Here is a 22,824-nt window from a genome sequence, read left to right on the forward strand (position 1 = left end):
AACTGAAATAACCCACCCTAAAACTTTTTAAGAAACCTTAAATCGCATCTGAATCATTCGCCAAATTTCTCCAATCCACAACACAATAGAAGTACCTCCAATAATTACTAACCAATCTTTTAAAGATAAAGGAACTGTTCTAAATACAGCTCCACCAAATTGCACCATTAAAATTTGTCCGACAAAAATAAATGCTGCAATCGCTACAAAACTGACATTTTTACTAATATTAGAAAATGCAGATTCTTTTAAACCAAAACATTTGGCATTAAACATATTCCAAAACTGCAACATCACAAATGTGGTAAAAAATAGAGATAATTCATAAGGAGTTACTACTCTATCTTTCTGGATATAAAGTAAGAAAGCAACGAAAAATACCAGGAATACTGCAGCTACTGAAAAAATATTCACCATCATTGGTTTAGAAATAATAAAATCTTGGGAATTTCTCGGTGTATTTTCCATCACTTTTTGATTTGGTGGTTCCGTTGCTAAAGCTAAAGCAGCAAAAGTATCCATAATCAAATTCACCCACAATAATTGAGTTACCGTAAACGGCAAATTAATCCCAATAAACGGACCCAACAAAGCTATTCCACAAGCAGCAACATTTATTGTTAACTGAAATAGAATAAACTTTTGAATATTTTGGTAAAGTGACCGCCCCCACATCACAGCATTTTCAATACTGCCAAAAGAGTCGTTCAAAATAATGATATCGCTTGCTTCTTTAGCAACAGAAGTACCGCTACCCATCGACAAACCTACCTGCGCTTGATTCAAAGCAGGTGCATCATTTGTACCATCACCCGTAACTGCCACAACTTCCCCGCTACTTTGTAATAACTGTACAATACGTTGCTTATCCTGGGGTCGCGCTCGAGCAATCACTTTAACTTGTTTCAGCACCTCCAAAACTGCTTCATCATCCAGGGAACGTAATTTACTACCAGTAATACAATAATCATTAGGATCGTCCTGACTGATAATACCGATTTCGCGAGCTATTTCTACGGCAGTAAGACGACTATCCCCAGTAATCATTTTGACCTTGACACCAGCTTTTTGACAGATTTTGACTGCATTTGGCACCTCTTCCCGAACTGGGTCAGCGATCGCTACAAAACCCAACCAAATCAAATCATGATATTGTTCGAGTTCTTTTCCTTGTTGATAGTCTTGAGGGTCTCGAATATAGGCAAATCCCAAAGTACGTCTACCAATAGTTTCATACTGATTTAATTCTGCTGCAATAGATACTCTTGTAGAATCTGCAAAAGGTTTGACACCCTCCGCAGTCAGAATTTGATGACAACTCGCGAGTAGTAATTCTGGCGCACCTTTAATATGGAGTATTTTGTCCCCTGTGATGGAGGAATTTCCCATAGTTGCCATGTACTTTCTGTCTGCTGAAAAGGTTAACTGACTAACGATATCAAAATCGTCTCGTTTATCAATGTAGTCAATATTATTTTCTTCTAACCACAACAACAAAGCACCTTCTGTATGGTCTCCTAGAGGAATAGACTCTTCACCTTTTTTGTATTCTAAGTTAGCTGTACTGTTGCTACAAATTGCTTCTACTATAACGTTGTCAGCATTGATAGTCTTGTCCTCTAAGCTAGGAAAATTTACATCACTCACCTGCATTTTATTTTCGGTCAAAGTACCTGTTTTATCAGAACAAATGACTGTTGTAGCGCCAATGGTTTCACAAGCGTGCATCCTGCGGACCAGATTATTTTGTTGAGTCATTTTCTGCATACTGTAAGCTAGACTGAGAGTAACGCTCAATGCTAGTCCTTCTGGTACTGCCACCACAATGACGGCAACTGCAATCATAAAGTAGGTGAGAAATTTAACAGCGACATCTGCAGATATCCAGTCAGTGGGAGAAGTAGGAACCAATTCTAAATAGTAACCGACCCCGATACCGATACCAGATATTGCCAGAGCGAGCAAAATATTTTTTACCCAAGCTATCCCGCTATCATTTTCCAGCCACTCTGGTAGTTCGATTTCTTTACCTATTGATTCTAATCCATCTACAATTATTGGCAACCATACTCTAGTCAGAGCAACAATTAAGCTAACGGTCAGGATACTGATAATGTACCATTGTCCGGAGGTGAGATCGAGTTCTCCGGTGAAGATACCTCGTGCTACCAAGGCGATATCAATTAAGACTGCTATGACTAAACCGAGAATCCCAATGAGGTTACTCAGACGTTCTAGTTGTAGATTCAGAGGCGTTTCCACATCTGTGATATCTAGAACGCATCTAGCAGTTTTACCAATTTCTGTCTCATCCCCAACTGCTGTGATTTCGATTACTCCATGTCCATCATTGACTACAGTATCTCGCAATACTTTGTTTGGCGGATAGGCGCAACCAGTATTACCATTAGAGGATAAGTTTACATCTGCTACTTTGGCAACAGGTATTGCTTCTCCCGTTAAACTAGCTTCATTAACTTGTAGGGAAACTGCTTCTAATACTTGACCATCTGCTGCTATTTCGTCTCCTGTTTCTATCAGTACAATATCGCCTACTACTAAATCTTTTTTCGGAACTGTTGTAACTTTATTATCTCTAATTACTGCGATAGGAATTTCATCATTTACTTGATTGAGAATATCGAATTCTTTACTAGCTTTATATTCATTTAAAAAAGCAACAGAGGTAGCCAGAATAATGGCAGCGATAATGCCTAAACCTTCTACATAATTACCTTCAAAAATTCCGACAGTAATGGCAATAACGGCTGCGATTATTAGAATCCTAATTACTGGGTCGTCGAACTTTTCTAACCATAATTTCCACCATGGCGATCGCTTGGGTGGCGTTAATAAATTAGACCCGTGTTTTTGCCTATTTGCCTCAACTTCAGGCTGTGTGAGTCCTTTATAGCGGCTGTGTTTTTGCCGTGGTTCTTGAGTGGTTTTCATTAATTAATCTCCTTGCCAAAGTTAACTTTGGTGAGTATCGTTCTAATTTTAGTATTTTATTATTTTATGTCTTAACTTTATTAATATATCTTAAATGCGTGATTTTGTCTAGAAATGTTTATAATTAGGACTTACGGACGGACACTAAATAGACTGAGGGCGAATGCCATTCGCCCCTACATATGCCGTTTTTGAGGTAAATTTGCGTAAGTCCTGATAATTAGGAAAACAACTCATTTTTTTGTCTGTTTTTGCAATCAAAAGATTTGATTTTATCGTAAAAATATGCTATATTTTATTTTTCCAAAAAACTGCTTATTTTGTTTAATAAAATGTTGATTGAAGGTCTCAATAAAACACATTGGAAAACACCACCAAAACTTATCTCTTTATTTTCAGGTTGTGGAGGAATGGATTTACCATTTCATTACGCAGGATTTAAGGTTATTTGGGCAGTTGATTCTAATTTTTATGCCTGTCAAACTTTTAAGAGAAATATTGCTGATGTTATCGAGCATAATCAAATTGAAAATATAGATATTAATGCAGTTCCAGAGGCAGATTTAATTACGGGAGGATTTCCTTGTCAAGATTTTTCAATGATTTGGAAGCGTCCTGGTTTAGAGGGTACAAGAGGCAATTTATATACTTATTTCTTAGAATTTGTTAAACAGAAACAACCAAAGGCATTTATAGCAGAAAATGTCAAAGGTTTATTAAGTGCGAATAAACATCAAGCAATTCAACGGATAATCTCAGATTTTGAAAGTATATCTCCAGGTTATTTAGTTAAACCTAAACTATACAAATTTGCCGATTATGGAGTACCTCAATTTCGGGAAAGAGTAATTTTAGTAGGCATTAGAATGGATACAGGTTTTAACTTTATTCATCCTCAGTCAGAATATGGTCTTGGTCGTAAATATCCTTATAAAACTGCTGGTGAAGCACTTAAAAATGTAGAAAAAGTTCTCAACAATAATGAACATCAAAAAATTCAACCTCGAACAATTGAAATATTGAAAAGGATAAAAGCAGGAGGTAATTTTAGAGATATTCCGAAAGATAGTCCCTACTATGTAAAAGGGATGATTAGTCATGTTTATCGACGAATTCATCCAGACAAACCTTCTGCAACAATTATTGCAGGTGGGGGTGGAGGAACATGGGGTTATCATTATCCTGAACCACGGTCTTTAACAAACAGAGAAAGAGCAAGGTTACAGACATTTCCTGATGATTTTATTTTTGCAGGTTCTTTTACTGAAATTAGGCGACAAATTGGTAATGCAGTACCTCCAAATGGAATTGTTTCTATTGTTGAATCTTTGATTCCATTATTTAAAGATGATTATCATAAAATAGATTTATATAGTCTTAGTAAACATTTACAGGGTATGTCAATCAAATATAGATTAAAGTTAGCAGAATCAGAATTATAATTACAATCAATACAGTTAAATTCAGGATCAAATTTTCAGATTTATTTTATAGCTATTTAGAGTAATTATCCTTATTTATGACTAAAGTTAGTGATTGTTAAGGAAGCTATTTGTTCAATGTTGTAAACACTTAATACTTGATATATTTAAGTTTAGTAAATAGGTGTTTTAATTAATAGATTTAAAACAAAAACTTCTTTAAAACTGGCTTAAATTGTAATTTTCGTCTTCTGGATTTTAACTTTTACTGATGTTTACCTACTTATTTGACATGGGGTACTTGCTATAATGCTATAATCAGCAACATCTAGAACAATAGCAATAGCAGGGACAAAGGCATCAGTAAGAGTCGATGGCAATCCAATGTTGAAAAAACACAGATTTACACTAGCGCGTCGAGGTCAAAAAGGTCAAGCATTATTTGAGGTTCGGAAGGCGCTTGATATATACCCAAAACATAGGTTAGCTAAAGAACTTAAAGAAGAATACCAGGAAGCCGAAAAAGAACGAGCATTACCAAAAGGTTCTGGACCTTTTGCTCAAGCTAAACGTGTTGATGTCATACAAAATGATTCTAAAAAAGCGATCAAGTTGTATCATCAAGCTATTAAAGAAAACGATCAAACTGAAAGTGCAGTTAAAGATCTTGCTGCTCTTTATTTAAGGGAGGGGCGAGATGATGATGCGATCAAACTTTTGAATAAACACCACAATAAAGTTAGTAATAAACAGACCATTATTAATCAGCTTGCAGAAATTTATAAAAGAAATGGAAGATATCAACAAGAAATATCTTGTCTAGAGAATATTTTGCATTTTACGAACGATCGGCAACCTAACATTTACAAGCGTATTGCTAGAGCACAATTTAATTTAGAGCAATACCAAGAATCAAAAAAGACATTAGAAAAGGTTCTACAACAATCTCCTGCTAAATTGTAATCTCATAGCCACCTTTGCAAATAGCATCTTTAGGTATACCAGCGGGGGAAAATATGACTACACCTGCTAAATCTCCAGGTGTATCTTTATTTGCAGCATACTTAAAATCTTTCTCCTGACATATATTTTTAGCAGCAGCAACTAAATTATCAAAAACTGGTTGATCACATCCTAACATCCATTGTTTTGCTTGATTATTATTGTTAATAATTACTTCTAATTGTGTCTGTATATATTCAATGCTGCCTCCCATAACAAGAGCGGTCACAAAATCTTTATTGTTGTCTAAATCCTGCGACATAAACACACTATCAGTAATTTGTTTATACCCTGTATTTCTTTGTTTCGGTATTATACCAAAATTAGGTTCTAACTGTTTTCTACGTTTTGCTTCACCCATACAAAATTTTTCCTAAATGTATTGCGACCGCTCTCCACAAAACCTAATATTTATAATAGGAATTGTTTTGTTATAGACTATATGAATAGTATAACAAAAAATCTAATAACTAATCAAATGAAAATGAAAATACCTTTACCACTCTAGACATGGATGGCACCATTCGTAAATCTAAGTATACTTCATATTGACATTAACTATTAATGATTTTAATTGATAATTTAGTAGTAGGTATATCCAGAGACAGTAGACTATTAATTGTTAATTACCTAATTGATATTGTCGGACATTCTCTCCTAAAGTTCTCTCTTAAAATTTGTGACGGATTCCACCTTTAAATGTTATAATTATGGTGTACAACAGATAAATAAAGATGGTAGTCAATATAAAATCCGTACATCACTATTTGATATTGTTAATCATTAATTAGGAGAAAAAATACTATGAAATTTGTTAGTCCTAAGATAGATTATGCTTTTAAAAAAATCTTCGGTTCGCAGCAAAGTCAAGATATCTTAATTAGCTTTCTCAATGCCATAATTTATGGGGGAAAAAAAAATATTCAGTCTTTGACAATTGTTAATCCTTTTAATCCTGGTCAATTGCTCAGTTTAAAAGATACATATTTAGATGTCAAAGCTGTTTTAGTAGATGGTTCTATTGTAGTGATTGAAATGCAAGTAGCACGAATGACTGCTTTTAACAAACGGGTAGCTTATAACCTAGCTAATACTTGTGCCAATCAGTTAGAAACAGAAGAAGATTGTCTCCTACTAAATCCGGCGATCGCTGTGACTATTACAGATTTTATTTTGTTTAAAGATACTGAAGATGTAATTAATAAGTTTGTCTTTCAACAGGAGACTAAAAACTTTAAATTTCTAGAAGAAGAATTACAACTATTTTTTGTAGAATTGCCCAAGTTTAAGAAAAATTTGTCTGAGTTAGATAGTTTGAGTGATAAGTGGATTTATTTTCTCAAAGGTGCTAGCCGTTTAGATGAGATACCGGAGAATTTAAGAGAAGTGTCGGAAATAGAAAAGGCTTTAAATGTTGCTAATAAAATTAACATGACAGCGGAGGAGTTAGACATAGTTGAGCGTCGAGGAATAGCAATGCAAGATGAAAGAGGACAGATAACTTATGCGGAACAACAAGGGGAGCAAAGAGGAGAACAAAGAGGGGAACAAAAAGGCCAACAAAAAGGGAGAGCGCAATTAATAATACGTCAACTTAAAAAGCGTTTTGGAGAAATTCCAGAGACAATAATTAGTCAAATTGAAGATTTATCTGTTGCAGATTTGGATAATTTAGGGGAAGATTTTTTAGACTTTAATAATTTGGAAGATTTGTTGAGTTGGTGGCCGAATAATTAATAATGAATAATTAAGAGGTGATAGTTAATAATTATTCATTCAACAATTCACGCCTTGAATCCGACCATTTTTGTAATGAATAATGAATAATTACAAAGCATAAATCAAGTCAGAGACTCTCTTATTAATTATCAATGCAACGACGAGTGATAATTATTAATTGTTTGTTAATTATTCAGAACAGGTAATTATTAATTGTTAATTGTTAATTACTGAAAGGAACGATCTTGAACCACAGTAGGGAGATTTCATAGAACATCCCTACATTGATTTAGTTATTATTTGATTTGTTGCTTAGTTAAGATGTCAGTACCTCATCAAGAATTACAATGGGTAAGCCTGTGACTACCCTTAGTTGTCCATCGTTGGTGAGAAACTGGGTACAGCCAGTAGCGATCGCAGTTGCTGCATGAATAGCATCAGGTGTTTTTCATGAAGGAATAGTTGCGCGTAGTCTAGCTGCTTCACGCAGAATAGGCAAACCAACTGGGATGAGTTGCAGCACTGAAGAAAGAAGTAGCTGCTCATAGGTAGTAATCAGATTGATGTTAGATTGCCTAAATGGGAGTACTAGAGATTCCATGAGCGTAAGTTCGCTAGTAATCAACTCAACTTGTCCTGCTTGAAATTTTTGCCACAGCGGTTGCAGCAATTGCCAATAATTGGGATTGACCTCAATTGTATAAATTACAACTGAGGTGTCGATGTAAATTCTGGCGGAATCTGGTAAATTTAGTTGTCCCATGAATCTCTTTCGGCTTGCAGGTTACGGTTAATTTCTTCGGCGCTTCTGAGGGTTCCTCTGCTACGCGCCTGCTCAATCCATTCCAGAATATTTTGTCGCACTAATAGTGGTTGCTCTGGTAGCANAATAAGTATTTGATTAACTATACCCAAGTTTTTAGACTGTTCTGGGGGCGATGTTTCTGTCATTTTGAATGTTTCCTTTTGAGATGAAAAATACAATTTTCCATCATACTATAGGAAGGAAGAAGGAAGAAGGAAGAGGGAAGAAGGAAGGAGGAATAATATCATGTCCGGTTGAACAGTGATAAATAAATAACTACGGAGGAGTCAGGAGTCAACCCACCCCTAACCCCTCCCAACCCACCCCTAACCCCTCCCAGGAGGGGAGGGGAAGTCAGGAGGAAAGAGGGAAGAGGGAAGAAAGAAGAACAACTGGAGAAGAAGGATAAAGTTTTCAGGACTTACGCATAACCACTATATCTAGTAGGGGCGTTACGAAGCAAACGGCCGTTCGCCCCTACACCTGGTATATGATTTGCTATTTTGCGTAATATCATGTTCGGATGCTCACTTACAATAAAGTCATTGCGACTGGAACGGAGTAGAAGGAAGCAATCTCAAGGGTTTGAGATACCTCTTTCATCTATATCCTAATCATAACTATTCAACCGAACATGATATAAGTCCTGTAGGAAAAAAAAATCCTCCCAACCCTTGACATTTATGTAGCATAAAATATAGAGCAGTGGATATTTACAGCGGTTTTCATTTGGGTAGACCACAGTAGGGGCGAACGGCCGTTCGCCCCTACACCTGTATATGATTTGCTATTTTGCGTAAGTCCTGTAGGAAAAAAAAATCCTCCCAACCCTTGACATTTATGTAACACAAAAATATAAAACAGTGAATATTTAGGGTTTGCTGAATAAAGTCTTTTTGCCAACTCCCCACTCTCAACTCCCCATTCCCTATTTAGGCAAGATGTAGCGATCGCATGATTCAATACAATAGACCGCTATTGTCAAATTGTTCCTCGGCAAAGACAAGGAAGAACAATTTTACTCACCCTTCCTCAAAAAAATTACTCTTGTTGTTGACTTACTGCTTCTGAATGAGCAACTGCTGCTGCAAATTCTGGATTTTGTTGTAGGTCTTCTGGAACTCCTATTGCTTCATGTAAACCGATAGTATTTGACCACTTGGTTTGATTATCCCATTGGATATTACTGAGGTCGGCATGAATGAGCTTGGCCAAAATGAGGTCGGCATGAATGAGCTTGGCCAAAATGAGGTCGGCATGAATGAGCTTGGCCAAAATGAGGTCGGCATGAATGAGCTTGGCCAAAATGAGGTTGGCAAAACTGAGGTCGGCACCACTGAGGTTGGCACCACTGAGGTCGGCACCACTGAGGTTGGCATCACTGAGCTTGGCATCACTGAGGTTGGCACCACTGAGGTCGGCACCACTGAGGTCGGCACCACTGAATTCTGCAGCACTGAGGTTGGCACCACTGAGGTTGGCACCACTGAGGTCGGCACCACTGAAGTTGGCACCACTGAGGTCGGCACCACTGAGGTCGGCACCATTGAGAAAACTACCTACTATTTTCACAAAAGCAAAATTCCCAAGACATTGACTATAACCAATCATCCTCAATAGTCTTGTTCTATCAAAATCTTCACTACCAGGTTGACCGCAAGGATAAAAATGCAACTGCTCTCGCAATTCCTCCTGAGACTGCCCATAACGATGCAGCTCAAACAACAAAATCATCACATTCAACCCCGTATAAATATCCACCTGACGTTGCCCAGACTCAATTCCCCACTTCCACAACTGCCTCACCTTCTGAGATAAAGCATCCTCCATCTTCTCAATAAATTTCCCTTCACACCAGTCTAGATAAAACCCATGCAACCGCTTAAACAACACCTCCAACTTAACCTCACTTTTCACCAACAACGCCATCAAATATTCCACAACCTCCACAGTCAAACGGCCATAACCAAAGAGGTCGTAAACCTGCCGTTCCAACTCCTTATCAGACACAAAATAATTAACCTGGCCTCGTCTTTCAGTTTTCTCCGTCAAATCTTCCAGACCTTCTACCATCCGTTTTGCACAGAGAAACTCACCAAAACTCTTGTGAAAAAACTCCACTGAATTATTGGTTGCTGTTTCCGACTTCTTCAAATAAAAAGCAGCCAAAGCATTTTTCAACCCATCCTCTCGCTTATTTTGCCGAGCATTCTCAATTAAATCCTTCAACTCCTGACATCCCTGCTCCAGAAGTCGGTCTTCAATCATTTTTATAGCAGCATATTCGCCACCAGACTGCACCACACACAACCCTGCTTCTGCCAACAAAATTTCTAAATCTCTTGGCTCTAACTTTATAATTTCCGGATTAAGATTTCTGCCCTCTTCAAATCGCTGCTTCTCTAGTACCCACTCCAACGCTTGCTCATAAATCAGAATTTCGGCTCCACCAACATTAGCATCAGCAAACATCTCTGTCTGTAACTTCCCATCCCGATGCATTGCAGCTAGCAAATACAACAAAAGTGGCTCCCGTGCCAACACCTTAACCTGCTTTGGACATTGCTCGCTGTGCAAAAACTCCCGAAACTTTTCTGCCTCCACTTCCCCAACAATAGTCTGCCACTTCTCAAACCACCGTTGCTGAATATCATCATCCATTGGCAAAATACTCACCCGCTGTAAATTTTGTGGCATCAACCTTTCAATACCATAAAGTGCCAAAGGTCTACCCGTAATTAAAACTCGATGACCGCGCTCAGAATTGTCTCCTGCCTGTTTCTGAAACTGCGCCACCTGCTCTAGAAAAGGTTTCAACTCATTAGTCGCGCCACGCTCCAACAACAATTCATCAAACCCATCCAGCAAAAACAGAAACCGAGTGTTGCGGTCTGTCAACCAACCACTATCGCTAGTAACAAAATCTCTACCCACTGCATTAGCTAAAGTCTCATCAATATTTGCTGCAAAATTTCTGACATCCCGCAACCGAATTAAAATCGGCGTATATAATATATAGGATGTAATTCCCGACGCACAAAGTCAGCAAACATCCGGCAAAATACACTTTTTCCTCTTCCGGGCCCTGCCTGAATAAATAACACCTGTTTATTTTTCTTTTCATCCAGCAAAATTGCTTTTGCCCACTCCTCAATATTCTGGGGTGTTGCTGTTTCTTTAACTTTCCCATCGGAGTCAACAGGTTTAACTTTTAGTGGTACATAAATATCCTGAAAAGAGAAATTTTCATCAAATACTTTTTCCTTTGGTTTTTCAGCGATCGCCTCCTCCAAATACTTATCAATACTGCTATAAACTTCCAAATCTTGTTGCCAACCTCCCCCATATATTCCGGCTAACTTTTTAGCATCATCTTTCACCTCCAACACTGCTTCTTTCAGATAACGGTGAGTACTGCGAGAAATTCTTTCAGTGACATTTTCTGCCATATTGTCATCTAAACCAGACTCTTTCAGACGAGCAAATAAAATATCATCAAACTTTTCTCTCAACGGTGAATCATAGAAACAAATCAAAGTATCCTTAGCTTTTCGGTCATTAAAATCAATTTCTTCATCCCATTTTTTTATCTTTTTTTGCACTGCTTCTGATGCCTCAGTTTCCAGCTTTTCTGATATTTCAGGATGGTCTATTAAAAATTCTCGTAAACTTTCTAAATAAGCCGCCTGAGCCACCAATTCTACTTCATCTTCTAAAGTTGGTTCATGCCCAGTTTTTTTAATAATATAAGTAATAATTCCAGTTGCAATAGGCAAAAAAGGTAAACCCTCCTTGACAACTTGTCCCAAAGGAGAATTTAGTGCATCCAAAAGTGAATCAATATTATTAATAAAGGGGTTTAACAGACTTAACTCTGTAGCATTTTCTTGTATAACTTCTGCTATTTCAAAAACCGCTTTACCACCCTCAACCCCTCCTTTAACAGTTTCCGATTCCAGTAAATTCAATTCTATTTCTGTGTTGAGAACTCGCCAAATATTCTGCAATAATTTAAATTTACTTGTCATAGTTAATATTTCTTCCTTTAATTTTTGCCCAATATAGCGCTGTGCGCAGGCAACAGGCAACAGGCAACAGGCAACAGGCAACCCACCCCTCGCCCCTCCCCCTCCCAGGAGGGGAATAAAAAACCGTTTGCGCAGCATCTCCGTTGGAATAGTATAAGACTTTTAGCTATTGGACAGTTCTTGTAATTTGTAAATATGCCAGCGCACATTGCTATATATTTTTATATCTACAATTAAGTCTCTGTAAATTCCCGATGTTAAAAGAATTGTATTCCAGTGTAAGCATTCAGCCGTCAGCCAGCCTCCTATGGTCGTAACTGCGTTAACAGCTATTGCTTTTAATTTAGGATAAAAGCAATATTTAATTGTCTTACTACAAAAGTTGGCTCCCTTGTCCTTTTAAAGCCAGTTGTTAATTTAAACACTGTTCTATATGAGAGAGTCTTGTTGCTGAAGTCCGCAGTTCCTCCGGAGGAGGCTAGCTGACAGCTAATAGCTGTTTGCGCAGCATGACCTAGGAAATGCTTACATTATTTCTGTTTTTGATAGAAACCTAAAACCTTCTCAGTATAGCTACCAATCTCACCTTGATTATATTGATTCGGATCTCCTGCCATCCACCATGCTGCTGCTCGACGTACTGCTAACGACTCATCATTACCACTAGCAGCATATTGCTCTTTCAAAATATCTTCCATTACACATCCCAAAATTTCCCTTGCTTTTGTTGTATTTGCTTCAAACTCTTTTACAGTCATTTCCTCTCCAGTGCAAAGTCTCGACCACCTGGGAATATTATCTGGCTTAATTTGCCAGTCGCTATACAATCCATCATTTTCTGTTCCTGTTTGCGGTGCCGCTAGTCGGAGTGCTTCAACTAATGCCTGAACTTGAGTATTTGATATCTGTGCTTTTGCTGGCATTACCCAAATAGTTAGAACCGCGATTATCCCTAATATAAATCTCATAGTCTCTCACCCATAACCAGAAGTAAATTTGATTTTAAATTATATATTAACAGAACTTACACAGAGCCACCACCTGTAGGGGTTAACCGCCGTTAACCCCTACAGGTGGTATAAGTCCTGATTAAGTTATATCATGTCCGGATAATTGATGAATATCTACAAGAAATTTAGGTTTTTTTCTTGCTCAATAGTCTTTCCCCGTTCTTAGAAACCTACGATTATCTATATAAATCTATGATTATCTATAGATAGCCTGTTCTATTCCTGTTTCTACCTGGCAAGGTCGGCGTTATCCAGTCCACAGACTGTCACGGTCGTTTGCTTCGCAACGCTAGCGCGAAACGCGTTAGCGTTGCGGAGCAAACTGACCGCCATCGCTAAATTTATAGTAGATAATCTATGATTATGTCAAGCTGTTAATTACCCTCTTCCCTAAAGTAGCGTTCTTAACATCTATTCCGCAACTATATCGCTCTATTTGGCTCTAATTGATGTTAATTTTACTATTGTCCAATAGTTATTACTCCCCACACAAAGCGATCGCTCTATTTGGCTCTAATTGATGTTAATTTTACTATTGTCCAATAGTTATTACTCCCCACACAAAGCGATCACTCTATTTGGCTCTAATTGATGTTAATTTTACTATTGTCCAATAGTTATTACTCCCCACACAAAGCGATCGCTGTGTTTGGCTCTAATTGATGTTAATTTTACTATTGTCCAATAGTTATTACTCCCCACACAAAGCGATCGCTCTATTTGGCTCTAATTGATGTTAATTTTACTATTGTCCAATAGTTATTACTCTGCACTGGCAAGCGATCGCTCTATGAAAGGGATGGCTTGATGTTAATTTTACTATTGTCCAATAGTTATTACTCCCCACACAAAGCGATCGCTATGTTGGGCGACTATTGATGTTATATTTACTATTGTCCAATAGTTATTACTCCCCACACAAAGCGATCGTTATGTTGGGCGACTATTGATGTTATATTTACTATTGTCCAATAGTTATTACTCCCCACACAAAGCGATCGCTATGTTGGGCGACTATTGATGTTATATTTACTATTGTCCAATAGTTATTACTCCCCACACAAAGCGATCGCTATGTTGGGCGACTATTGATGTTATATTTACTATTGTCCAATAGTTATTACTCCCCACACAAAGCGATCGCTATGTTGGGCGACTATTGATGTTATATTTACTATTGTCCAATAGTTATTACTCCCCACACAAAGCGATCGCTCTATTTGGCTCTAATTGATGTTCTATTTACTATTGTCCAATAGTTATTGCTCTACCGATAAAACCTCAAAGCTTTTACAGGTAAAAGTTTCAGTTTTTTTTACCTCAAACATTGAAGTTATATTTAGGGCTTGCTGATTAAATCTAAAAGCATTGATATATTAAAGACAAGCGCCTTTTTAGGGTCGAATTGCAGTACCTGGTTTTCAGCTCTTCACGCTCAGAAAGTCAGTATTTTAGGCAAGAGTTGGGCAGAACAATCTTGGGGCAAAACTTAGCTCCTACCTCTTCGCTCATTCCCATTTCTCCCCTCCTGGGAGGGGTAAGGGGTGGGTTGTCTCCAGTATAGCTGTCTCCTACAAAGAGCAAAAAGACTTTCCATCAGCAAACCCTATTTATCTATTGTCCAATAGTTACAGAAGTTTCCGCGCATTATGAAGTAGATATGCACAAGCAAGTGCGGCAGCTATATACTTTCATGCAACAAAGCCATTATTAATTATTAATTAGGACTTACGCAGATACGCTATATATAGTACTCATAACTATTGTCCAATAGTTACTGGACTCTATACACAGTGTCTTTGCGTAAGTCCTGTTAATTATTCGGTAATTATTATAATTTATAACGCGAGCAAGATGCTCGCATTAATTGTCAAACACCAACCAGGTGGTTGCTATATGTTTACTACTCCCCCGCTCCCCTACTCCCCTACTCCCCCACTCCCCTACTTTCTCCTCAGTTCGCAGTTACCCAAAAGCTTTAATTTCTGCAACTAATTTATCAATTTCTGCTTCTTGAGTAAAATAATGAACACAAGCTCTTACACAATCTGGATCGAGAATAGTTCGTACCATAATTTCCTGTTTTTCTAGATATTCAACTAACTGCTGATGAGACTTACCATTAGTTAACTGAAAAGAAACTAATCCTGCTTCTGGTGGTGCAGTTCGCAAACAATTAATCTCAGGAATTTTCTTTAAATTTTCCCATAAATATGCACTTAATTCTTTTATTTTTTCATACCTTTCTTCAGCAGTTCCCCACTGATTATGTAGAGCGATCGCCTCATTTAAAGCCGGAGATAAAGGATAAGCAGAAGTCGCAATTTCGTAACGTTTACCATTAGGTTGCCAAGCAATTGGTTTACCACTTTTATCTTTAATAATACTCCGCCATCCAATAAAAGTAGGGTTTAAATTTTCCCTAGCTTCAGCACTGACATAAAGTCCCCCCAAACCACCAGGACCACACCACCATTTATGACCAGTAAAAGCATAAAAATCAACTTCTGTTTCGGCTAATTTTAAAGGTAAAACCCCTACAGATTGAGCAGCATCAACTAATACTTTAACTGGAGAAGGAGAGAAGGTGTGACACATTTTAACAATTTCAGTTAATGGCAAAACCTGACCTGTATTCCACAATATATGGCTAATTACTAATAATTTAGTATTTGAGCGTAAATTATTAGCAATAACTTCTACCGGGTCTCCTTCATTTAAAGTAGCCATAATCGGGCAAGTAGAAACCTCTATATTAAAACGTCTTTGAATCTCCTCAATTGTAGCAATAACTCCTGGATGTTCGCAGTCAGAAAGTAATATATGGTCTCCTGCTTGCCAATCAATACCCCAAAGTGGAATATTACAACCGACAGTAACATCTTCTGTCAAAGTAATAGTATCTGGAGAAACTCCTAACTCAGCAGCGATCGCTCTCCGGACTGAGGCTACTTGTTTTTCTACCCAAATTCCAGCTTTTCCTGAAAAAGGTCCGATATTTTGTAATTCTTGATAAGACTGATAAATCGCCTGTAAAGATACTTCAGGCATCGGTCCTTGCCCACCATAATTAAAATAAATTTTATTAGCTAAAGCCGGAAATTTTTGTTGATAATTTGATAATTGAGAAGGATGATGATTCATAACAATATTGCAGATTATCTAATAATTTAGTGCTTAGGAATTATACCATAAATTTTTATTTAAACGGCGTTGGTGAAAAGAGGTATGATATCATGTCCGGATAAGAGCGCGAACAAAAAACTTTCTCTTCTACTACTCTTTTCTTTCTTCTGATTTATTCCCTCCTGAGTTCTGAGTTCTGAGTTCTGACTCCTAAAGTATTAAGATTAATATCATACACAAGCTTCAGCAACACCATTTAAACTTGTGCAGGATGGCAGAAATAACTAGCCAGTTACAAAATCCTAAAAGCCTTACCAATCAATACTTTTGACTTTGAACTTTTGACTTTTAACTTCCGGGTAGCGGCACTTGTAATTCTTTTAAAATAGACTTAGCAATAACAAACTCATTTTCCAATTGAGTTAAAAGAGATTCTGCTTCTGCTTTTGTTATGGTATCAGCTTTAGCTTTTTGCTCTAAAGTTGCAGAGATTTCAGCCAAGCGCACTACTCCTAAATTGCCACAACTACCTTTCAAAGCATGAGCGCTTTCTCTTAGTGCTTCTGTGGCAGAATTATCGATCGCCTCTTTAATAGCTAGTAACTGCTGTAAAGTATCTTCAAAAAACAAATCAATCAGTTCCGTTACTATATCAGCTTCCCCCTCTATCTGTACTTCTTGGCGAATATGTTCAATAACTTCCACCATCACAGAAGGAGAACTAGAAACCCTCTCTACCTTTGGTTTAGGAGATGGTGGAGAGGGAGCTTTTTCTACCTGTTGCAGTTGTGTAGTAGGAGTTTTTTGACCTATGATTGTTTCTCCCCAACTTTCCAGAACTTCCTGTAGGTCTTCAACCTTAACTGGCTTACTAATATAATCATCCATACCCGTTTGTAGACAAATTTCGCGGTCGCCCTCCATCGCTCCTGCAGTCATGGCCACAATCACAGGTCTGTTGTTTAACTCATTGCCATATTTGTCACAAATATGTTTTGTTGCTTCCAAACCATCCATTTCTGGCATTTGCACATCCATCAACACCAAATCATAGGGTACTCTCTCTAAAGCCATCAAAGCTTCCAATCCATCACTAACCACATCAGGGCGATAACCCATTCGTCCTAACATCGACAATGCAACTTTTTGATTCACTACATTATCTTCAGCTAGTAAAATTCTTAAAGGTAGTCTGAGCGCCAGGTTGCTATCAATTTTGATCTCAGCTGAATTTTTAACCTTGACTGCCTGATTAGCAAAAATCTGCATCAGTAAGTTATATAACTGATCTGGCTTAATCGGTTTATTTAGACAAGCTTGTAAATTTCTTGTATCACCTTTGGGACAACCTACTGAAGTTAACATAACTAATGGCAGTGTTTTTAGTCGAGGAAGCTTACGAATTTCAGCGGCTAAAGTTAGACCATCTATTTCCGGCATTTGCATATCTAAAATAGCCAGATCGAACTTTCTACCTTTCTTCAGCAACTCTAAAGCTTTTGCACCACTATCTACTTCTGTAGAAATTATATTCCACTTTTTATTTTGTATTTTTAGAATTAGCCGATTAGTAGGATTATCATCAACTACTAATATTCGTTTACCATTAAGTTGAGGCTGAGGATTTTGATAAACTTTAGGAATGCTAGGAGCAGTTGTAGTTAAGATTGTAAAGTGAAATGTTGAACCCACAGCAACAGCATTTGCAGAAGCAAAATTATTTTGATTCACCCCCAAGGGATTTCCGGCCACATTTCCCCTGCTTTCTGCCCATATTTGCCCACCCATCATTTCACATAGTTTCTTACTTATAACTAAGCCTAAACCTGTACCCCCGTATTTACGAGTAGTTGAAGAATCTACTTGAGAAAAAGGTTGAAAAAGTCGCTTTAAACCTTCTGGTGCAATACCAATACCAGTATCTCTGACAGCAAAATGGATTTGGTGGGTGGGAGATTGAGAATTGTTTGAGTTAATTTCTTCGGCAGTAACATTTATTACTACTTCTCCAGAGTTGGTAAATTTAACAGCATTACTGACTAAATTTACCAGAATTTGACGCAACCGAGTCACATCACCCATAATTCTACAGGGAGTATGATCGTCTATAATGTAGGCTAAGTCTAACGCTTTATCTGTAGCTTGAGGCACTAGCAAATCTAGACAAGATTCTACACATTCTCGGAGGTCAAAAGCTTGGTTTTCTAACTCTAACTTATCGGCATCAATTTTTGAGAAGTCGAGAATATCATTAATAATGATTAACAAGTTATCTCCACTACTACGAATAATTTCCACAAAGTTTCGTTGTTGGGGATTGAGATTAGTATCTAGCAGCAAACCAGTCATCCCAATTACTCCATTCATTGGGGTACGTATTTCGTGACTCATGTTGGCCATAAATTCTGATTTCAGCTTGGCTATAGATTGAGCTTCCTTTAAGGCCGCATCTAATTCCTGATTTTTTTGTTCTAATTCTGCTGCTATTTTGGATGTTTGTTCTTGAGATTTGGCCTTCTCTTCTAGATAAACTTGAAGTTGGTTGACTGCGGGTCTAAATACAAATAGTCCCTCTGATATTAGTAGTAATATAGCAACTGTTAATAATAAATTTTCGACTCGCCTGGTTTGCTGAACCTTTTGTTGGGCTTCGGCATCATATTGGAAGACAATTTGATTCATCCGTGGGAGAAAAAGGGCCTCATTTTCTAAAATGGTTTCTACAAAAGGGCTAGTATCTTCCTGTGCTGACTGTGAGTTGATGATTACTAGCAAACCCTGAGCAGCTTTAACTATTGCCTGATAATATTCTTCCATCTCCGCAAACATTTGTTTGACTTTGGGACTATTATTATTACTGGGTAATCCTAAGTCTGAATCACCTTTTTGTAGTCCCTCATGGGAGTGTTGGAATATATCGATAACATCTTCTAGTTCCTGTTGACGTTTTTTTCTGACTTCTGAGTCAGAGCTAGACTGGATAGCTAATGCTACTTTGCTAAGTCTTTGACTCAACATTCGTTGACGACCTGCGATGTTAATTACACGAGAACTTGTAAGCTGATATTTTAGGGATGTTTCTACTAAAAATTGTTCAAATATAAATAATCCGGCAATTACGCTAAGTCCGACAATATAAAGTACTGTCAGGCGATGAGTTGGATATGGCTTGCGTAGTTTTTTTGACATTTTTTTTATAGTTATTGTTATAGAGAATTTTCTCTATACTTCACTGTTTGATGATGAAAAACACTGGGTCTTTATATCTAGATTTTATCTCAATTCAATAAATGGACTAGACTATATATATATGTATATAGTTATGCCACTTTGGACTTTTGACTACAGCAAAGTGTCTGACTCACTAACTAAATAATTAATGTTTATAACTGATTCTCAGCTACTTTCTTATCAACGTTGTCCTAGAAAAGTATTTTTGGATACCTATGGAGATTTTACGCAACAAGATTCTCCTAGTGATTTTTTGCTGAAATTAATTAAAGATAGTTCGGAATTTAGGTCGAGCATTATCAAGAATTACATTTATCAAAAGCCTGATTATCTTCGTGGAGATTTAATTGCAGGGGGAAAGGCTACGGAAGCATTAATGGCAGCAGGTATTGATGTTATTTATAAGGGAATATTAATTATTCAACAATCTTCAATCAACTCATTCTCACAAAATCAGACTATTAATTTTGTTAGCTATCCAGATTTATTGATTAAACAGCCTGGATATTCTAGATTTGGTGATTGGGTTTATATTCCCACAGATATTAAGTTAAGCAAACGTCCGAAATTAGAATATCAAATAGTTGCTACTTTTCACGCTCAAATATTAGCAAGTATTCAAGAAGTTTGGCCGGAAACTGCTTGGTTGATTCTCCGAAAGAAAGGGTTATATAAGGTTAATTTAGAAAAGCGAATTGAGCAAATGCAGGAAACTATTTCTGAGTTAATTTATATGTTGCAAAATTCTCTAGAACCAGAAGTCTTTATTTCCCGTCAAAAATGTAATCTTTGTACCTGGTATAGTAGCTGTCATGCTGTTGCTGAAACTCAAAAACATTTATGTCTTTTACCGGGAGTTACTTCTAATAGATATGCTGTGTTGAAGAGCTTGAATTTAACAACTTTAGAGTCTTTGAGTAAAACTAACCCTAATGATTTAGAAGTTTATCCTGAATTTGCTGATGGAGTCGGGATACAAGTTGTGCGACAAGCTCAATCTGTATGGGAAAATAAAGTGATTCTGAGAAATGAAAAATTTGCTGAAGAAATAGATAGTGAAACTTTACCTGTTAATTATTACAAATCAACTAAGCTAGTTAATGCTCCTGTAGAAATATACTTTGATATTGAAGCTCAACCAGACATTAATCTAGATTATTTACATGGTGTATTAGTAGTTGATAAACGCCAAAATACAAAAAAATTTTATGTTCATTTAGCCGAAAATCCTTTAGATGAAGAATTGATTTGGTATCAATTTTTAGACTTAGTTTGGAAATATCCTATCGCTCCAATTTATCACTTCTGTGAATATGAAACTCAAACTGTAAAAAAATTAGCTAAACTTTATAACACTCCAGATTATCTGTGGAAACCATTGTTAAAAAGATTTGTAGATATTCATCAAATTGTTACTCAAACTATTATATTACCTGTAGAAAGTTATTCCCTCAAAAATATTGCTCGTTGGTTAGGTTTTGAATGGCGGAACCCCGAAGCTAATGGCGCTCAATCTGTTTGTTGGTATGCAGAATGGTTGAAAACAGGCGATCGCTCTTTATTAGATGCCATTATTATTTACAATGAAGATGATTGTTATGCTACTTATTATATTAAAGAATGGCTATTACAATTTTTAGAATAAGTTAAGAAGGAAGAAGGAAGAAGGAAGAAGGAAGAAGGAAGAAGTTAACAAGGAAAAAGTAATAAGCAAGAAAGAAGATACAAGAAGCTAATAAGGAAGGAGTAAGAAGCAAGAAGGAATAAGGAAGAAGCTAACAAGGAAAGAGTCAATAATGAATAATGAATAATGAATAATGAATAATTACCTCTCCTTGAAAAGAAGAGGATTGACTAATCATGAAAATTTTTATTTATTATCCCCTTAAAAGGGGAGGCGCATACCCACAATTTTTCGGTAAGAAGCAGTTATTCAATATTTTAGAATAAGGAAAAAGTAATAAGCAATAAAAAATACAGAAGAAGTTAACAAAGAGGCAAATAAGTAAGAATAAATTATTCATAATCAAGAAAAAATAAAGTGAAAAAAGATCGTGTTATTTATATCAATAGTAAATAATATCAGTTTGAGAGATGTTTGCTACAAATCTCTTTTCCTAGCTCCGGTGTTCCCTGTTCCCTTTATTCATCATTAAGAAAAAAGAAGGTGAGAAAGTATTATGTTATCTATATCAATATCAATAGAAAATCCTACCACTTTGATAAATTTTTGCTACGAATCTCTTTTCCCTATTCCCTATTCCCTGTTCCCTATCAGAATATATGAATATCTTTAAACATAGAACTTATAAATACCTAATTTTAACCTTAATTACTTGTTTGATTATTGCTGTAATTACAGGCAGAATAATTAATTCAGTGACTCAAGCAACTCTTCCTAAAATCACTTTTTTAGGAGAGGTAAACTTTCCCACAAGATTAGAATTTAAAAATACAGAAGCTGGTGGGCTTTCTGCCATAACTTACAATCCAGAAAAACAAATTTATTACACAATTTCTGATGACCGTAGTAGCAAAGCACCAGCTAGATTTTATACTCTAAAAATTGACCTAGAGCAAGATGAAATTTCAGAGGAAACAGTAACTTTTACAGATGTCACAACTTTATTAAATGAAACAGGTAAACCATTTCCCACTTTGAGTATTGACTCAGAAGGAATTGCTTTTACAGGAGAGACTTTATTTATTTCTTCTGAAGGAGATAGAAAACGTCAAATACAACCATTTATTAGAGAATTTTCTCTCACAGGTAAACAACTACAAAATTTGCCAATCCCTGAAAAATTTCTCATACAATCAAACAGTGGAATTAGAAATAATCTAGCACTTGAAAGTTTAACTATTACTCCAAGTCAAAAATATCTCTTCACCGCTACAGAAAATGCTTTAGTTCAAGATGGTGCAGAAGCCACTTTTAGTCTGGGTAGCTACTGTCGAATTATACGGTATGATTTAGCTAAAGGTCAGCCAGAAACAGAATTTCTATACATCACAGAACCTATTGCTACTAATTCTAATAATGTAGGTGGTTTTAGTACCAATGGTTTAGTAGATTTAATCGCGTTAGATGATACTCATCTTTTAAGTTTAGAAAGGTCTTTTTCCCTAGGAACAGGAAATGTAATTAAACTTTTCCAAATAGATTTATCAGATGCAGATAATATTCAAAAAATTGATGGCTTAAATAATCAAATTACTGAGATTTCTCCAGTGCAAAAAAAATTACTCTTAGATTTCAGCACTCTAGAAATAGTCTTAGACAATATTGAAGGTATAACTTTTGGCCCAGACTTGACAGACGGTCAGCGATCGCTCATCCTAATTAGCGATAATAATTTTAACCCTCTACAAATTACTCAGATTCTGATTTTTAGCACTAATCTTTAGTCAGCAGTCAGTAGGTGGAATAAAAACTATAGTGCCATAGTTAATTTAGGGTAGACTACCACTTTGACTATTCAGTAGTCCGTAGATTTCTGTTTGATCCCTAAATATCTGACCTAAATAAT

General features: G+C 36.6%; 13 protein-coding genes. 5 read left to right on the plus strand and 8 right to left on the minus strand.

What is annotated here, in order from left to right; genetic code table 11:
* Positions 1–27: 27 nt before the first annotated feature.
* A complete protein-coding gene (locus tag F6K15_RS02060; RefSeq protein WP_293056480.1) occupies positions 28–2,952 on the minus strand; it encodes a calcium-translocating P-type ATPase, PMCA-type in 2,925 nt (974 codons plus the stop codon).
* A gap of 332 nt (positions 2,953–3,284) precedes the next feature.
* Between F6K15_RS02060 and F6K15_RS02065 the strand changes: the two genes are divergently transcribed.
* Entirely contained in the window at positions 3,285–4,394 is a 1,110-nt protein-coding gene (locus F6K15_RS02065) for a DNA cytosine methyltransferase (protein WP_293056482.1), read from the plus strand.
* 363 nt (positions 4,395–4,757) lie between these two features.
* On the plus strand, positions 4,758–5,336 hold the full coding sequence (locus tag F6K15_RS02070) for a tetratricopeptide repeat protein (protein WP_293056484.1): 579 nt from the start codon (positions 4,758–4,760) through the stop codon (positions 5,334–5,336).
* On the opposite strand, the gene F6K15_RS02075 is transcribed toward F6K15_RS02070, so the two are convergent.
* Positions 5,326–5,736, minus strand: a complete 411-nt coding sequence (locus tag F6K15_RS02075; RefSeq protein WP_293056486.1) for a hypothetical protein — start codon at positions 5,734–5,736, stop codon at positions 5,326–5,328. The genes F6K15_RS02070 and F6K15_RS02075 overlap by 11 nt on opposite strands.
* 443 nt (positions 5,737–6,179) lie before the next feature.
* Between F6K15_RS02075 and F6K15_RS02080 the strand changes: the two genes are divergently transcribed.
* On the plus strand, positions 6,180–7,112 hold the full coding sequence (locus tag F6K15_RS02080) for an Rpn family recombination-promoting nuclease/putative transposase (protein WP_293056488.1): 933 nt from the start codon (positions 6,180–6,182) through the stop codon (positions 7,110–7,112).
* Positions 7,113–7,542: 430 nt separating this feature from the next.
* On the opposite strand, the gene F6K15_RS02085 is transcribed toward F6K15_RS02080, so the two are convergent.
* The 6 genes from F6K15_RS02085 to F6K15_RS02110 form a co-directional block, all read right to left on the minus strand.
* Complete coding sequence (locus F6K15_RS02085; RefSeq protein ID WP_293056490.1) at positions 7,543–7,857, minus strand: PIN domain-containing protein; 315 nt, start codon at positions 7,855–7,857, stop codon at positions 7,543–7,545.
* Positions 7,858–8,940: 1,083 nt separating this feature from the next.
* Complete coding sequence (locus F6K15_RS02090; RefSeq protein WP_293056492.1) at positions 8,941–10,887, minus strand: pentapeptide repeat-containing protein; 1,947 nt, start codon at positions 10,885–10,887, stop codon at positions 8,941–8,943.
* A 5-nt stretch (positions 10,888–10,892) separates the two neighbouring features.
* Complete coding sequence (locus F6K15_RS02095; RefSeq protein ID WP_293056494.1) at positions 10,893–12,065, minus strand: hypothetical protein; 1,173 nt, start codon at positions 12,063–12,065, stop codon at positions 10,893–10,895.
* A 392-nt stretch (positions 12,066–12,457) separates the two neighbouring features.
* On the minus strand, positions 12,458–12,895 hold the full coding sequence (locus tag F6K15_RS02100; protein ID WP_293056495.1) for a hypothetical protein: 438 nt from the start codon (positions 12,893–12,895) through the stop codon (positions 12,458–12,460).
* 2,007 nt (positions 12,896–14,902) lie between these two features.
* The gene (locus tag F6K15_RS02105) at positions 14,903–16,081 is read right to left on the minus strand and encodes an aminotransferase class V-fold PLP-dependent enzyme (RefSeq protein ID WP_293056496.1); all 1,179 of its coding nucleotides are present in this window, start codon (positions 16,079–16,081) and stop codon (positions 14,903–14,905) included.
* Between the two features lie 330 nt (positions 16,082–16,411).
* Positions 16,412–19,252 carry a response regulator gene (locus tag F6K15_RS02110; protein WP_293056498.1) on the minus strand — a complete coding sequence of 947 codons (2,841 nt, stop codon included), beginning with the start codon at positions 19,250–19,252 and terminating at the stop codon, positions 16,412–16,414.
* Between the two features lie 190 nt (positions 19,253–19,442).
* On the opposite strand from F6K15_RS02110, the gene F6K15_RS02115 reads away from it, so the two are divergent.
* Both F6K15_RS02115 and F6K15_RS02120 read left to right on the plus strand, forming a co-directional pair.
* A complete protein-coding gene (locus F6K15_RS02115; RefSeq protein ID WP_293056500.1) occupies positions 19,443–20,939 on the plus strand; it encodes a TM0106 family RecB-like putative nuclease in 1,497 nt (498 codons plus the stop codon).
* A 638-nt stretch (positions 20,940–21,577) separates the two neighbouring features.
* The gene (locus F6K15_RS02120) at positions 21,578–22,702 is read left to right on the plus strand and encodes an esterase-like activity of phytase family protein (protein WP_293056502.1); all 1,125 of its coding nucleotides are present in this window, start codon (positions 21,578–21,580) and stop codon (positions 22,700–22,702) included.
* Positions 22,703–22,824 lie beyond the last annotated feature (122 nt).

This window comes from Okeania sp. SIO2B3 (assembly GCF_010672525.1).
Lineage (GTDB): Bacteria > Cyanobacteriota > Cyanobacteriia > Cyanobacteriales > Microcoleaceae > Okeania.

What these genes read in the sequence shown, in the direction of transcription:
- F6K15_RS02060 (WP_293056480.1), bottom strand. Translation starts at nt 2,952, where the DNA reads ATGAAAACCACTCAAGAACCACGGCAAAAACACAGCCGCTATAAAGGA.
- F6K15_RS02065 (WP_293056482.1), top strand. Translation starts at nt 3,285, where the DNA reads ATGTTGATTGAAGGTCTCAATAAAACACATTGGAAAACACCACCAAAA.
- F6K15_RS02070 (WP_293056484.1), top strand. Translation starts at nt 4,758, where the DNA reads ATGTTGAAAAAACACAGATTTACACTAGCGCGTCGAGGTCAAAAAGGT.
- F6K15_RS02075 (WP_293056486.1), bottom strand. Translation starts at nt 5,736, where the DNA reads ATGGGTGAAGCAAAACGTAGAAAACAGTTAGAACCTAATTTTGGTATA.
- F6K15_RS02080 (WP_293056488.1), top strand. Translation starts at nt 6,180, where the DNA reads ATGAAATTTGTTAGTCCTAAGATAGATTATGCTTTTAAAAAAATCTTC.
- F6K15_RS02085 (WP_293056490.1), bottom strand. Translation starts at nt 7,857, where the DNA reads ATGGGACAACTAAATTTACCAGATTCCGCCAGAATTTACATCGACACC.
- F6K15_RS02095 (WP_293056494.1), bottom strand. Translation starts at nt 12,065, where the DNA reads ATGCTGCGCAAACGGTTTTTTATTCCCCTCCTGGGAGGGGGAGGGGCG.
- F6K15_RS02100 (WP_293056495.1), bottom strand. Translation starts at nt 12,895, where the DNA reads ATGAGATTTATATTAGGGATAATCGCGGTTCTAACTATTTGGGTAATG.
- F6K15_RS02105 (WP_293056496.1), bottom strand. Translation starts at nt 16,081, where the DNA reads ATGAATCATCATCCTTCTCAATTATCAAATTATCAACAAAAATTTCCG.
- F6K15_RS02110 (WP_293056498.1), bottom strand. Translation starts at nt 19,252, where the DNA reads ATGTCAAAAAAACTACGCAAGCCATATCCAACTCATCGCCTGACAGTA.
- F6K15_RS02115 (WP_293056500.1), top strand. Translation starts at nt 19,443, where the DNA reads ATGTTTATAACTGATTCTCAGCTACTTTCTTATCAACGTTGTCCTAGA.
- F6K15_RS02120 (WP_293056502.1), top strand. Translation starts at nt 21,578, where the DNA reads ATGAATATCTTTAAACATAGAACTTATAAATACCTAATTTTAACCTTA.